Origin of the sequence: Qiania dongpingensis, assembly GCF_014337195.1 — a bacterium.
GTDB classification, from domain to species: domain Bacteria; phylum Bacillota; class Clostridia; order Lachnospirales; family Lachnospiraceae; genus Lientehia; species Lientehia dongpingensis.
Window position 1 is genome coordinate 2562765 of sequence record NZ_CP060634.1, and the last position, 13674, is coordinate 2576438.

Below are 13674 nucleotides of genomic sequence, written 5' to 3' on the forward strand. Positions count from 1 at the left end.
GCAACAATCAAAGTAGAAAAATCGTGACAAGGGGTCACTCTATTTTTTGGCACACGGGCCGACAGCCCTGAGGAAAGATGAAGGAGGTTAACACCATGAAGAAATTGAGAAAAGGGATGGTCTTATTCTTATCCTTGTGTATGATAACTCTGTTCATACCTATAACAGCCCACGCAATTACCATTGACATCACCGGTACCATAAACGGTCCCACATACAATGGTATGGATGTTACCATACGAAGCGAGACGGGCAAAATCATCTATGGAAAATTTATAGACAATACAGTGTACTCCAAAGAAGGAGCGCTGATTCTTGGCGGAGACTTCATCAATTCGCAAATTGTAGATGACGGTAACGGCAGATATGGCTTGAAAATGGATACCGAAAACCTTGCCATCGACCAGCCCTTGTCTGAATATACCATCTATGGCGAATCTACGCCAAAAGACTATGCAATCATGCGCTATAATCATGATTTTTCTTTTAAGCTGCTAACAGATACTGCGAATGGCTATTACCCGCCCGCTTCCATTTCTATTATGAAGGGGCAAACCGAGTTGTCTTCTCAAAGCGACTATACCTATGATATGAACACCGGCACTGTCACAATAAATGGCTCCTGCGTTACAGCGCCCATGACACTTAAGGCTTCAGGCGTCATCGCTCCCCATTTAAGTGTTATGACGCCTGTCTTTGCCGAGGAGCAGGAGGGCTATCATCAGCCTGCCGCTCAGAGTGTGACGATAGCAAATCAAGGCGCCGCAGATGCTGCTATTTCGGATATTACACTTATCGGCGCAAATATGGACAGCTTTACGCTTATCGGCCCGCAAACTGGCAGTATCCCTGCAGGCGCGGCTGATCATACTTTATGGGCCATTCAGCCTAAAGAAAATCTTGAGTGTGGCACCTACATTGCAGCATTAAACGTAACCTATGACGATGGAAGAATCGCCTCGGCAGACGTGAGCTTTACGGTTTCGCATTCTCACCAATACAATGGCTGGAGCAGTGACGCTGCCCATCACTGGAAGGAATGTATTGCCGGTGACAACGTCATCGACAAGGCGGCTCATACTTTCGGCGGGTGGGTAATCGACACGAATCCCTCCGAAAGCGAAAAAGGCAGCCGGCATCGTGTCTGCTCCGTCTGCAATTATGAGGAAAAAGAGGAAATCCCTGTGGTGACGCATACACATACCCCTGAAACCACGTGGAACTCTGACAAAGACAACCACTGGCATGAATGCGTCGCACACGACGGTGAAAAAATAGGGAAAGATTCCCACACCGCAGGCAGCTGGATTATTGATAAATCTGCCACGGAAACCGAGGCGGGCAGCCGGCACCAGGAATGTACCGTCTGCCACTATGTGATGAAAATCCAAATCATTGTTCCAACCGGCCTGCCGGAAGCCTATACCCTGATCGTGGGCCAGAACGTAAGCTGGAAGCCCGCGCCGTCTGGCGGTGAATGGAGCTATGACAAGGACTTTCTGGAAATGACCCAGGACGGCGGTACCTACACCTTTAAGGCCCTGAAAGTGGGAAAGGTCACAGCGACCTATACTGTGGAAAGCGTGTCCTGCACAGTAACGATTACCATCAACAAGGCAGGCGAGGTCCCCAGCCCTGCTCCGCAAAATCCGGCCCCGCAGACCGGCGACACATCTAAATACGCTGCCATTCTTGCTGCTGGCCTTGTCCTCACTGCTGGGCTGCATCGGTCTGATTTCCCACAAGAAGCTGAGTCGTAAAAAACGGAATGGTTATTAATGTTCAACAAATTGTACTCTATAAAAGAATTGATGATACTCCGATGAATGATAAATTCATCGGAGTATTTTTAATTTGCAGGTTTGCTTCTTCGTAACATTTAGGCGCCAGCTGAAAATTAAATTGCTTTTTGTCCTAACGAAAATCTAACATAGCTTGTGTTATTGTATAACCACAGTTCACGTCGGCTCCGATGAGAGCTGTGGATTTATAAGAAAAGAATAATGATAAAAATAAAACAGAAAGGAAAAACTATCATGAAAAAGAAATGGATAAAGACGATTACAGCGATCGTGCTTTTGTTGTCCCTGACATTGACCGCATGTACCCGCCCTGCTCCATCGGGAAGCACTGCTCCCAGGGAGAGCAGCTCTTCCGGTATGGAATCGGCTCCGTCGGATACTAAGGGGAAATCTATGACGCTGGGGCAGCTTGCAGACTATTTTGTCAAGGCGGCGGATGATTACAATCCGAAAGCCGACCGCGCTGCTGTATTGGAGGGCTTTGACGAGAAAGAACAGGCAACGCGGCTTCAAATGTTCGTGTTGGCGGGACGGGCTTTCGGAGATCTGCCCGCCCCTGAGGGCAACGGTAAAAACACAGCCCCGCCGCCCGTGGATTTGACCGATGCGCCTGAGTGGGCCTGGAGCGTCCTGAGTAATCTTTCCAACGGCGGTGTGCTGGCCGCCTCCGACCTAGGTCTGCCTGAACTGGAGGAAGCTCCCGAAACCGCGGGCCAGGACGACTCCGTTTCGGATACGGACGGGACGTCCTCGTCGGATGCCGAAATGTCTGACGGTATGGAAGCCGATCCCGCCAAGCTTTCTGACAGCCAGAATTCTTCCTCTGAAAAAGGCTCAGGCAATGACAAGATGAACGCCAGTGTGACCCAGAAAGACGCCGAAATTATTGCTCAGCGATTTTTCCAGGCTTTCGGTACCAATCTGAAAGATAATTTCTATGCGACTGTCAATAAAGGCGAGCTGGATGCCCTGGAGCTTCCCGGCGACGGTTCTGCCGTGGGCGGCTCCAGCGCAGTAGCCGCAAACACAGATAAGCAGCTTCACGAATTGATCCTTGAAATCGTGAACAGCGGGAAGGACTATCCTAAGGGCAGTCCCGAGCAGAAGATCCGTGATCTCTACCAAAGCGTTCTGGCATTGGAGGCCCGTAACGCGGCAGGGGTGGAACCTTTGCGGAAATATCTGGAGGCTGTAGACGCAGCGCAGAATTTCTCTGAACTCAACGCCGCCATCGCGATGGCGGTCAACGAGCTGGGCAATCCCGGAAACGGTCTCTTCCCCATGCTGTCCGTCACCGACACTCAGGACAGCAGCCGGAAAGTCATGCAGCTGCTGACTCTAAGCATCATGTTTTCTGCCGAGGACTACGACGACCCGGACAATGAGATGGTTCAGGAATACCGGGAGGGAATGATCTCCCAGCTGATCGCGGCAGGTGAGAGTAAGGAAGAAGCGGAAAGGCTGACTGACGGTATCCTCCGTATGGAGAGAGCCCTGGCCGAGCATGCTTCCAGCGCGGAGGAGCAGAGCAGCCTTCAAAGCCAGACCAAGCGCTATACTCCCTCATCTCTGGATGAGCTGATGCCTCAGGCCAAGCCCTCGGAGCTGTTCGCAGCGATCGGCCTTAAATCTGACACCAGGATGCAGGTCTTTGACGATAAGCAGTTTGCGGCCTATGCCACATGGTTTACCGAAGAAAATCTGGAGCTTTTCAAGGCCATGCAGAAAAGCGCTCTGATCTCTGGATTCGGCCAGTATCTGAGCCAGGAGTTGGCTGAGAATTTTGATGTTCAGGGCGGCACTCCTGAGGAAACGGCCAATGAGGCTGTACAGTCCCTGCTTTCCGAGGAACTGGGCCAGCTCTATGTGGACCGTTATTTCCCTGCCGAGTCCAAGGCCGAAATAGAGAAAATGGTACAGAAGATGATTGATGCCTTTAAGGCCCGCATCGGCCGTCTGGACTGGATGGAAGAATCCACCAAGCAGGAGGCCATCAAGAAGCTGGATAATATGACCGTTTTGATCGGCTATCCCGACCAGTGGGATTTTAACAATGCCGAGATCAAGGGTGTCTCCGAAGGCGGAAGCTACTTTGCAAATGTGGCTGCCTCTGAGGCGGATAAATGGAAGAAGATGATCGAAGGTATGGATGAGCCGGTAAATCCACGACGTTTTCCTATGGCGGTTTTTACGGTCAACGCCGCCGCCAGCCGGAATACCAACACTCTGATATTTCCGGCGGGAATCCTTCAGGCGCCCTTCTATGACAAAAATGCCTCTTTTGAGGCTAACCTGGGAGCTATTGGCAGCACCATTGCCCACGAGATCACCCACATGTTCGACGACGGAGGAGCCCAGTACGACGCCACCGGCACGGTTCGAAATTGGTGGGCGGACAACGACTTCACTCATTTTCAGGAGCTCTGTAAAAAGGCAGAAGAATTCTACAATGGATATGAAGCCGCTCCCGGCATCCCTGCCAACGGGAAGGAGACCTTGAGTGAAAATATCTCCGACATTGGAGGCATCGCCTGCGGCCTGGAGGTGTTGTCCTCCATGGAGAACCCGGACTACGACGCTTTCTTCCGCAGCTACACACGCCAGTGGCTGCGTACCGGGAGCTATGAGACTCTGGCCGAAATGGCCCAGTCCGACCAGCACGCTCCCAATATCCTGCGGGCCAACCGGGTGCTTTCAAATTTCCAGGAGTACTTCGATACTTACGGAATCAAGCCTGGCGACGGGATGTACGTTGCCCCGGAGGACCGAATCGTGATCTGGTAACATGAAATGACGGAGCCGCGGATAGCGGCTCCGTCATTGACAAGCCAGCAAAAGTCCAGTATGCTGAGAAAAAGGAAGTGAAGACATGAAATTACTTTTGGTAGAGGACGAAGTCCTATTGGCTAAAAATGTATCGAAAGGCCTTAGATTACTGGGCTATGCGGTGGACTGCGCCTATGACGGCGAGGAGGCTCTGGAATTATACGATCTCAATGACTACGACCTGATGATCCTGGATCTTAACCTGCCTAAACTGGACGGTATGGAGGTCCTGCGGCGAATCAGGGCACAGAACGGCGATTTCCGGATACTGATTCTGTCTGCCCGGAATACGCTGGAGGATAAGATCAATGGACTGGACGAGGGGAGCAACGATTACCTGACTAAGCCTTTTGAATTCCGGGAATTAGAAGCCCGCATCCGGGGCCTCCTGAGGAGGAATTTCACCACCTCTCCATCCCAGCTGCTCTGCGGCCGGCTGCGGGTGGACACTGCGCTCCGCCAGGCCTGGTGCGGCCCGTCGCCGGTGGAGCTGACACCGAAGGAGTATGCCATTTTGGAATATCTCCTCGTCAATACTGGCCGGGTAGTCAGTGCGGAAGAACTGATCGAGCACGCTTGGGACAGCGCGGCCGATCCCTTTTCCAATTCTTTCCGCTTCCATATCCATTCTCTTCGTAAAAAGCTGGATGAAGCGGGGGCGAGGGACTATATCATTACCCAGAGGAGCCATGGCTACCGGATTCAGGCCCCGGAGGAGAAGACATTATGAAAAAATGGACGTTACAAGTTCGGCTCACTGTAGTTGTGGGAGTGATTTTGCTTTCTGTATGCCTTCTGCTGACGGCTAATTCCCTTTTAGCCGCAGACACTTATTACGGAAATTATGCTTCGCTGATCGAGTCGGGTCAGGTGGAGCTGGACCCTGCTTGGATTGAGGCGGATCGGATCGACCCGGCAGCGGTGTCTCCGGGGGAATTTTATCGGGAGGCGTCTCATCGATTTTCCATACAGTCCCTGATTGTCATGGCTCTGCTCGTAGTCCTGAGTGTGGGCTGTACCTATTGGACCGCCGGCCGGATCCTGCGCCCCTTAAGAAAGCTGACGGAATCCGTCCGTGAGGTCGATGACATGCATCTGGACCATAGGGTTGCCACAGAAGGTGCGAAGGGCGAGGTGCTGGCTCTTACGGAATCTTTCAATGGAATGTTAGACAGGCTGGAAAGCTCTTTTTCCATACAAAAAAGGTTTGCGGCCAATGCGGCTCATGAGCTGAAGACTCCGCTGGCGGTCATCAAGTCCTCCCTTCAGGTGCTGGAGATGTCGCCGCAGCCGCAGGAAGAGGATTATCAGGAATTTATGGCGGATACCGGCGAGAGTCTGGAACGCATCATCCAAACGGTGGAGGGCCTCCTTTCCCTGGCAAATCTGGAAGCAGCTCCGGTCGGGGAGACGGTGGAATTGCGGACGCTGCTCGATCAGGCGGTTCGGGAGCTTTCCGGAAGGGCGGAGGAATGCGGTGTGATGCTCGCTGTCTCCGGTCAGGCGCAGCCGATCAGGGGAAATGCCAGTCTTCTCTATCGGGCGGTCTTCAATCTGATTGAAAATGCCATTAAATACAACCGTCCCGGCGGGAGGGTAATTGTCACGATGGAGCAAAGCGAAGAGAATGTTTGTATACAGATAGAAGATACCGGAATCGGAATCGAAGCAGATGCCCTGCCTCATATCTTCGAGCCCTTTTATCGGTCTGATCCTTCCCGCTCTCAGCAGATTTCCGGCTCCGGCTTGGGCTTATCTGTGGCGAAACTCATTGTGGAACGTCATGGAGGGAAAATCGAAGTGACCAGCAAAATGGAAACAGGTTCGGTTTTCAGAGTCATGCTGAAACAATAGGAGACGAGAAAATCATTGCTGATCAAATTGACCTTGCTACGGAAAAGGCGGTTGAGATATGGATAAAAAAGAGAGAAACAGCCAAAGTACTGCGAGATGTCCCTTAGGTATGGAAGCTTTAAGGGCCGGCGTAATTTGTTGCCTGCTGGATGGATGAAGAACTGTAAAATTCTCGTGGAAAATCTACCGTATTTACGATATAATGTTTTTATCAAACTCATTCTTAATACAAGGGAGAAAATAAAGTGAAACAGGATATGATTGTTATTTTGGATCTGGGCAGTACGGAAAACACGGTTTTGGCAAGAGCAATCCGAGATATGGGTGTGTACAGCGAGATTCATCCTCATGACATTACCGTAAAGGAATTACAGGCGCTTCAGAATGTGAAGGGTATTATCTTGAACGGCGGGGAAAACAGAATCGTAGACGGTGAAGCCGTAGATGTCGCGCCGGAGCTGTATGGCTGTGGTTATCCGGTGATTTCCATTGATCACCCCACGGCAAAATGTGAAAAACGGTATGACAGGATTCCGGAGGAACCGGTGCTGAAAAGCTTTGTGTTCGATGAGTGCGGAGCAGAGGCCAATTGGAACATGAAGAATTTCGTGGCGGATCAGATAGAGCTGGTAAAACAGCAGGTGGGCGGCCGCAAGGTCCTGCTTGCCCTGTCCGGCGGCGTGGATTCCTCCGTTGTGGCGGCTCTTCTTCTGAAAGCTATCGGCCAGCAGCTGGTCTGTGTCCATGTAAACCATGGGCTGATGAGAAAAAATGAGTCGGAGAATGTAGTCAGCGTCTTCCGGGATCAGCTCAGCGCGAATCTGATCTATGTGGACGCGACAGAGCGATTCCTTACAAAGCTTGCAAATGTATCGGATCCGGAAGTGAAGCGTAAGATCATCGGCGGAGAATTTATCAATGTATTCCAGGAGGAGGCCAGGAAGCTGGAGGGAATCGATTTCCTGGGTCAGGGCACGATTTACCCCGACATTATTGAGAGCGGGACTAAAACCGCGAAGATGGTTAAGTCCCATCACAATGTGGGCGGTCTGCCGGAAGATATGAAGTTTGAACTGGTGGAGCCTTTGAAGCAGCTTTTTAAGGATGAAGTGAGGGCCTGTGGCATTGAACTGGGCCTGCCGGATTATATGGTTTACCGTCAGCCGTTCCCGGGACCGGGGCTTGGCGTCCGCTGCCTCGGCGCAATCACAAGAGAACGCTTGGAAGCTGTGCGGGAATCCGATGCGATCCTCAGAGAAGAATTCGAAAAGGCCGGACTGGACAAGAAAGTTTGGCAGTACTTTACTGTGGTGCCGGATTTTAAATCTGTCGGTATGAGAAACCACGCGAGATGCTTCGATTATATGGTGATCATCCGGGCGATCAACACCGTGGATGCCATGACGGCGAGCATTGAAAAGGTGGATTGGGATGTGCTGGAGGTGATCACGAACCGGATTCTGAATGAAGTCGATCATGTGAACCGGGTCTGCTATGATATGTCGCCGAAGCCGCCGGCTACGATAGAATTCGAATAGTTGTCAAAGAAGCCGGGAAGCCGCTTAAACTGCGGACGTTCCGGCTTTTAGTATGTGGTAAGCTTCAGCAAAGGCGTGTTTGCATTGTGACATTTCATTTTTTCCATTTTGGTGCTCATACCAGGCTTCTCCGCTGAACTCGTTCCATTCAACGATAGATTTTGAGAAAGAAAAGGTAAAGTAAAACATACCTGCGATGCTGTCAAGTAGAAAACAAGATTTGTAATTGTTATCATTCTGTTTATTTATTTCATCCATGCTCTGTATATAACAGCGAATCATACGATTCCCAGGAATTAAAGACATTAGAATCTATTTTCATGTTCTCAAACGTCATGACAGCTTCTTTTACACATATATCTTTTATATTTGTATTTTGAGAATTTGTGGTCATCGCGTTTATGGAGGAAGCCAGCCATATCACGCTGTTATTAACTATGCTCAGTTCATTTATAATTTACATAACCATATACGAGACAAAGAACCCAAAACTAAAAACACTTCACAAACTTGCGATAGGTTTGGATATGACTGTTTCTGGATTGCTGGACTTTCCAGAAATGAACGAATCAGCATTTGAAGATGAGTAAAAGAGATTTATAATATGACTATGATATCATTGCCAGTATTACATAATAACTGTATAATATCTCTATAAATTTGAATTTGTGGAGATAAAGTTATGAATAAAGAAGAAACATATCAATTTCTGAGAAAACATGATATAAAATTTGAAGTAAATGAGCATAAAGCGGTTTTTAATATGGGAGAGCTTGACTCTGTGGAATTGTCCTATCCTGAATGGGATGCAAAAAATCTATTTATCCGAGATGATAAAAAGCGCAATTACTATCTGATTTCTGTTAAAGGTGACAAGAGAGTTGACTTGAAAGACTTTCGCAGGAAACATGGTCTACGAGCTCTTTCTTTCGCATCAGAAGACGACTTGTTGGCAATTATGGGATTGACATCTGGTTCTGTTACACCGCTTGGCATTTTGAATGATACTGATCGTAGAGTTCATTTTTACCTTGATTCTGAGTTTGTAGGAAATATGATTGGCGTACATCCAAACGAGAATAATGCTACAGTATGGATGCAAGCGGATATTCTTACTAGTTTAATTAGAGAACACGGGAATGAAGTAGATGTTGTTGAAATATAGTGCTAATAGTTTACTGTAATAGAAGAGTAGGAAAGATTCCAGTTCGTCAGCTGAATATGCAATGAACCACATCGGTTAGAAACTCTATATCATTGCTCATAATCCTAGTTTTTAAGCGATAATCAGCGTATCTGTTTTAAATTATTTAAATGGGCTGGTCTGTCACAGTGGAATCGTTTATAATGAAAAATAACCGGTAAGGAAATAATGTTTTTGAAGACGACATCTCACCGCACAAAAAGTCAAGAGAAACTCTCCATGTTCCTCTACAATAGGATTATACGGAAGGAGGGAGACGATGGACTGGATTTCGGGAGTGCAGCGGGCAATCGACTATGTGGAGGACCACATCGGGGAGCCTATTGATTATGAAGAGGTGGCAAAATGCGCGTATTCTTCAAGCTTTCATTTTCAGCGTGTATTCAGTATCTTATGTGGTTTTACATTGGGAGAATATATTCGCTGCAGGCGGCTGTCCCTTGCGGGAAATGAGGTGTTGGGTACCGATGATAAGGTGATTGATATAGCGCTGCGGTATGGCTATGATTCACCGGAAAGCTTCAGCAGGGCGTTTTCCCGTTTTCATGGAATGTCACCCTCACAGGCGAAAAATAACAAGGCAGTATTGAAATCCTTTTCCCGCCTATCCGTAAAACTTATTTTGAACGGAGGAAATATGATGGATTACAGAATTGAAACCCAGAAAGCGTTTAAGCTGGTCATGAAACGAAAGAAGGTTTCCGGGAAACAGGAGCTGACGGCGGCGGAGATTTCAGAATTCTGGCAGCAGTGCGGTATGGACGGCACCATCCAGGCGCTGTGCAAGTACATTCCGGAGGACAACATTTTTAAAGACTGCATTGTAGGGGCCTGTTTTGGAAAGGATGCTGCGGACAAAGAGTTTCCCTATGCGATTGGGGCCATGTATAATGGGAAGCCGGTGGAAGAAGACGATCTTTTAGTAGAAGAGATTCCGGCGCATACCTACGTGGTATTTCCCTGTATCGGAAAGATGCCGGAAGCATTTCAAAATTTGTATCAGCGGATTTACAGCGAATTCTTCCCGGCGAGTGAATATCAGCCCTGTGGAGGAACCGATTTTGAGGCATATCCGTCGGCAGATGTGACATCTCCAGACTATCGCTGCGAGATTTGGATAGCGGTTGAAAAGAGATAGGATCAGAAATACCACCCTTTGAGCCTTGACCGGCTTTAAGGGTGGTTTCTTTATGCCATGCGGGAATGTAAATAAGGGGTCATGGCCATATTTTCTTTACAGTAAAATGTTCGGGAGATATAATACAAATATATTATTTAAGAGGGCTTGTAATCTATCTGGCTTTAAATGCAACATTTCCGGGTCCTTACCTGTATTTATATTAGAATGCTGAATGAAGCAATTCAAATTTTTGTATACAGGAAGGAGTTTTTATTATGATGAGGAAAACGGCTGTTTTTTTATTATGTATGGTAATACTGGTTTTTAGCGCTGCCTGTGGGAGCACGAGGGGTAAAAACAGAGATAATACTGCGGAAAACGGCAGCCAGACGGAGATAGATTCTGCTGCGAGGGAAAAGGACGGTACTTTAGGCGCTCAAATTTCCAATCCTTTTTCCGACTGCGATACCATAGAAGAAGCCTGCCGGCAGGTCGGGTTTGATATAACGATACCTGATAAGGCAGCAGGTTATTCGGAAAAAAAGATTCAGACGGCAAGCAAAGAAGATATGAAAATGATACAAGTGTTTTATATGTTTTCCGGCGAGGAAAAAATTCTTATTCGGAAGGCTGTTTCCAGTACAGATATAAGCGGCGATTTTACGGACTATGAAGAAGAGGATGTGGTTTCAGCCGGCGGACGGGACGTTACTCTTAAAGGAAATGACGGCACTAAGTTTCTTGCCGTCTGGACAGACAAGGATTATTCGTATTCTGTGCATGTAAGTGATGGTATGGAAAGTGACAGCATGATGGGATTGATAGAATTGATAAATTAAAGTGAAGATAACATAAAAGAGTTTTAACTTTGTTCCATTAAATAAGGGGAAGCTATGGCTTTATGTGTTGGAAGAAAATACGGTCTCAGAAACCTTATGGCTTCTGTAGTTCAGTCATATCACCATATTTTGTTTGCGCTTTCAGAAAAAAAGACGGTGCAAGATATATCGGTCAGGCGGGAGGAAATCTGTTTACAGGCTGAAAGGATGCTTCAGAAATATGGTGACTCTATTTTGCGGCTTGCATATTCGTATTTGTGTAATATGAGCGACGCAGAAGATATTCTGCAGGATACTTTAATTCAGTTTCTTAAAAAGGCTCCTGTTTTAAACTCTCCATCCCATGAAAAGGCATGGCTTTTGCGGGTGGCGGCTAATCTGAGCAAAAATAAGATAGAATATAACCGGATCCGCAGAACGGATGAATTGGCGGAAAGATTAGCCGCTGAGGAACGAGAGGACTTGTCGTTTGTTTGGGAAGCGGTTAAAGAACTCCCATTAAAATACCGGGAGGTGATACATTTATATCATTATGAGGGATATTCAACGGCAAAAATTGCTGAGATTTTAAACAGGAAGGAATCGACAGTGCGCTCTGATCTGAGAAGAGGCCGGCTTAAATTGAAAGACATTTTAAGGGAGGCGTATGACTTTGGGGAAATATTGTGAAACCATGTTAAAAATAGAAATAACTGAAGATATGCGCAGACGGTTGATTGAAAACATCGGCCGGAAAGTTTGCACGAAACAAAACAAGAAGAGATATTCTCCCGTTGCTAAGATTCTTTCTGCAGCCGCCTGTTTTATTGTCTTGCTGACTGGTATTATTATATTGTCCGGTCGTATCAGTGATATGTCCCATAAACCGGAACCGGGAATATTGACTTCGCCAGATATCACAGAAAAAGAATCTGACAAAGAATTGTCAGATTACATTGGCTTTGTCATAAAGGATATCCCATCACTTTTAAAGGGGTCTGCGGAAGCTCACTATAAGGCTTATAATAAAGAACTGGCAGAAATTATCTATAGTTTTCCCGGACGGACCATTACTTACCGAAAATCTTTTGGTTCAAAAGATAATTCTGGCATTTACGGGATGTATGATGAGGAACGAATTATTAATTTGGGTGGATATGAAGTCACATTAAAAGGGAATGACGGTGTGTATCCGCTTGTACTGTGGAACGATGGTCACTACGCATTTTCAATTCATTCAGACAATGGATTATCGGAACAAGAGATACAAGAAATCATTTTAGAGATAACAGAGAACTGAGATGGGGATTCAGACTTTGACAGAAAATTTTTTTAGAAAAGGAAACAGAAGGAAGATGGATAAAAAACGTTCCTGCATGACTACGTTGTGCTATGTGGAAAAAGATGAGAGCTATTTGATGATGCACCGCATCAGTAAGAAAAATGATGTGAACGAGGGAAAATGGATTGGCATCGGGGGCCATTTTGAGGAAGGCGAGAGTCCGGAAGACTGCCTTTTGAGAGAGGCGAAGGAGGAGACCGGTCTGTCTTTAACCAGATATCGTTTCCGCGGGCTGGTGACCTTCACCCAGGCAGGATACGGCACGGAATACATGTGCTTGTATACGGCTGACGGGTTTGAAGGAGAACTGAAGGAGTGCGATGAGGGAAAACTTGAGTGGGTGAAGAAATCAGAGCTGAACCGGCTGGAGCTCTGGACCGGAGATAAGATTTTTCTGAAGCTTCTGGCTGCCGGCGCGCCTTTCTTCTCCCTGAAACTGGAATACGAGGGAGACACCCTGAAGCTTGCGGTTCTGGACGGCACACCTGTTTGATCTGGTAAGGACATCCTTATGTACGACAACACGGAGGTAAAATGAAAAAGAGAAATGAAGCATGGCTCCATGCAAAGCCGGCAGGCAGCGACCTTTGTATGGAGTAATTTCAGTCGCTGAATCCATATGCTGGCTTTGATACTTGTCGATTTCAAACAAGGAGGGAGCCTGCATGAGATATAAGAATGCGAACGCTGTGCTACCGGAGGGACTGGTCAGAGAACTGCAGGAATACATACAGGGAGGATATCTTTATGTGCCTGTGGAGCGGAGCAGACAAAAACGCTGGGGAGAAGTCTCCGGCTACCGGGAAGAATTGCAGCAGAGAAATGACAAAATAAAGGAAGAATACCGCGGCGGGTCTGCAATCGAGGTTCTGGCTGACCGGTACGGGTTGTCGGTTTATGCCATACGTAAGATTCTCTATCAAAGATAGATCGGGGCCAGGCGCGGCAGGGGAGACACTTCGTGAAGAAGCTGAAATGTGGTTTTTGAGCCATGGCATTGCGACCATGCTTTTTACTTCTTATTTTGACCTCGGTATGGATGCCGTCAGTGAGATGCCGACAGACGCGTATGTGAGCTTTTTACCGCATTGAATAAACAGGATCACTTACAGGCGGCAGATGGATGAAGCGGAATAGCTGTATTGCCCCAGGTGTAAAGGAAATACGAGG

12 protein-coding genes are annotated in these 13674 nt (G+C 47.5%); all 12 read left to right on the forward strand.

Annotated features, from left to right (window positions below):
• Window positions 1–95 precede the first annotated feature (95 nt).
• The 12 genes from H9Q78_RS11960 (at window position 96) to H9Q78_RS12015 (ending at window position 13433) form a co-directional block, all read left to right on the forward strand.
• Window positions 96–1760 (forward strand): hypothetical protein, encoded by a 1665-nt coding sequence (locus H9Q78_RS11960; RefSeq protein WP_249301951.1) that lies wholly within the window; start codon window positions 96–98, stop codon window positions 1758–1760.
• A gap of 276 nt (window positions 1761–2036) precedes the next feature.
• Window positions 2037–4586, forward strand: coding sequence for a M13-type metalloendopeptidase (locus H9Q78_RS11965; RefSeq protein ID WP_249301952.1), 2550 nt, complete (start codon window positions 2037–2039; stop codon window positions 4584–4586).
• Window positions 4587–4671: 85 nt separating this feature from the next.
• The gene (locus H9Q78_RS11970; RefSeq protein ID WP_249301953.1) at window positions 4672–5358 is read left to right on the forward strand and encodes a response regulator transcription factor; all 687 of its coding nucleotides are present in this window, start codon (window positions 4672–4674) and stop codon (window positions 5356–5358) included.
• Window positions 5355–6482: a sensor histidine kinase gene (locus H9Q78_RS11975; protein ID WP_249301954.1), complete on the forward strand. Its 1128-nt coding sequence runs from the start codon at window positions 5355–5357 to the stop codon at window positions 6480–6482. The genes H9Q78_RS11970 and H9Q78_RS11975 overlap by 4 nt, the downstream gene beginning before the upstream one ends.
• 245 nt (window positions 6483–6727) lie before the next feature.
• A complete protein-coding gene (gene guaA / locus H9Q78_RS11980; RefSeq protein WP_249301955.1) occupies window positions 6728–8020 on the forward strand; it encodes a glutamine-hydrolyzing GMP synthase in 1293 nt (430 codons plus the stop codon).
• Between the two features lie 682 nt (window positions 8021–8702).
• Complete coding sequence (locus H9Q78_RS11985; protein ID WP_249301956.1) at window positions 8703–9185, forward strand: prolyl-tRNA synthetase associated domain-containing protein; 483 nt, start codon at window positions 8703–8705, stop codon at window positions 9183–9185.
• 298 nt (window positions 9186–9483) lie between these two features.
• Window positions 9484–10362: an AraC family transcriptional regulator gene (locus H9Q78_RS11990; RefSeq protein WP_249301957.1), complete on the forward strand. Its 879-nt coding sequence runs from the start codon at window positions 9484–9486 to the stop codon at window positions 10360–10362.
• A gap of 257 nt (window positions 10363–10619) precedes the next feature.
• Window positions 10620–11183, forward strand: coding sequence for a hypothetical protein (locus H9Q78_RS11995; RefSeq protein ID WP_249301958.1), 564 nt, complete (start codon window positions 10620–10622; stop codon window positions 11181–11183).
• Between the two features lie 207 nt (window positions 11184–11390).
• On the forward strand, window positions 11391–11852 hold the full coding sequence (locus tag H9Q78_RS12000; protein WP_249301959.1) for an RNA polymerase sigma factor: 462 nt from the start codon (window positions 11391–11393) through the stop codon (window positions 11850–11852).
• Window positions 11830–12462: a hypothetical protein gene (locus tag H9Q78_RS12005; RefSeq protein ID WP_249301960.1), complete on the forward strand. Its 633-nt coding sequence runs from the start codon at window positions 11830–11832 to the stop codon at window positions 12460–12462. Before H9Q78_RS12000 ends, H9Q78_RS12005 begins: the two co-directional genes overlap by 23 nt.
• A gap of 55 nt (window positions 12463–12517) precedes the next feature.
• Window positions 12518–12997 (forward strand): NUDIX hydrolase, encoded by a 480-nt coding sequence (locus H9Q78_RS12010; RefSeq protein WP_249301961.1) that lies wholly within the window; start codon window positions 12518–12520, stop codon window positions 12995–12997.
• Between the two features lie 172 nt (window positions 12998–13169).
• Window positions 13170–13433, forward strand: a complete 264-nt coding sequence (locus H9Q78_RS12015; protein WP_249301962.1) for a CD3324 family protein — start codon at window positions 13170–13172, stop codon at window positions 13431–13433.
• Window positions 13434–13674 lie beyond the last annotated feature (241 nt).

What these genes read in the sequence shown, in the direction of transcription:
- H9Q78_RS11975 (WP_249301954.1), top strand. Translation starts at nt 5,355, where the DNA reads ATGAAAAAATGGACGTTACAAGTTCGGCTCACTGTAGTTGTGGGAGTG.
- H9Q78_RS11970 (WP_249301953.1), top strand. Translation starts at nt 4,672, where the DNA reads ATGAAATTACTTTTGGTAGAGGACGAAGTCCTATTGGCTAAAAATGTA.
- H9Q78_RS11965 (WP_249301952.1), top strand. Translation starts at nt 2,037, where the DNA reads ATGAAAAAGAAATGGATAAAGACGATTACAGCGATCGTGCTTTTGTTG.
- H9Q78_RS11985 (WP_249301956.1), top strand. Translation starts at nt 8,703, where the DNA reads ATGAATAAAGAAGAAACATATCAATTTCTGAGAAAACATGATATAAAA.
- H9Q78_RS12015 (WP_249301962.1), top strand. Translation starts at nt 13,170, where the DNA reads ATGAGATATAAGAATGCGAACGCTGTGCTACCGGAGGGACTGGTCAGA.
- H9Q78_RS12000 (WP_249301959.1), top strand. Translation starts at nt 11,391, where the DNA reads ATGCTTCAGAAATATGGTGACTCTATTTTGCGGCTTGCATATTCGTAT.
- H9Q78_RS11995 (WP_249301958.1), top strand. Translation starts at nt 10,620, where the DNA reads ATGATGAGGAAAACGGCTGTTTTTTTATTATGTATGGTAATACTGGTT.
- H9Q78_RS11990 (WP_249301957.1), top strand. Translation starts at nt 9,484, where the DNA reads ATGGACTGGATTTCGGGAGTGCAGCGGGCAATCGACTATGTGGAGGAC.
- H9Q78_RS12005 (WP_249301960.1), top strand. Translation starts at nt 11,830, where the DNA reads ATGACTTTGGGGAAATATTGTGAAACCATGTTAAAAATAGAAATAACT.
- H9Q78_RS11960 (WP_249301951.1), top strand. Translation starts at nt 96, where the DNA reads ATGAAGAAATTGAGAAAAGGGATGGTCTTATTCTTATCCTTGTGTATG.
- H9Q78_RS12010 (WP_249301961.1), top strand. Translation starts at nt 12,518, where the DNA reads ATGGATAAAAAACGTTCCTGCATGACTACGTTGTGCTATGTGGAAAAA.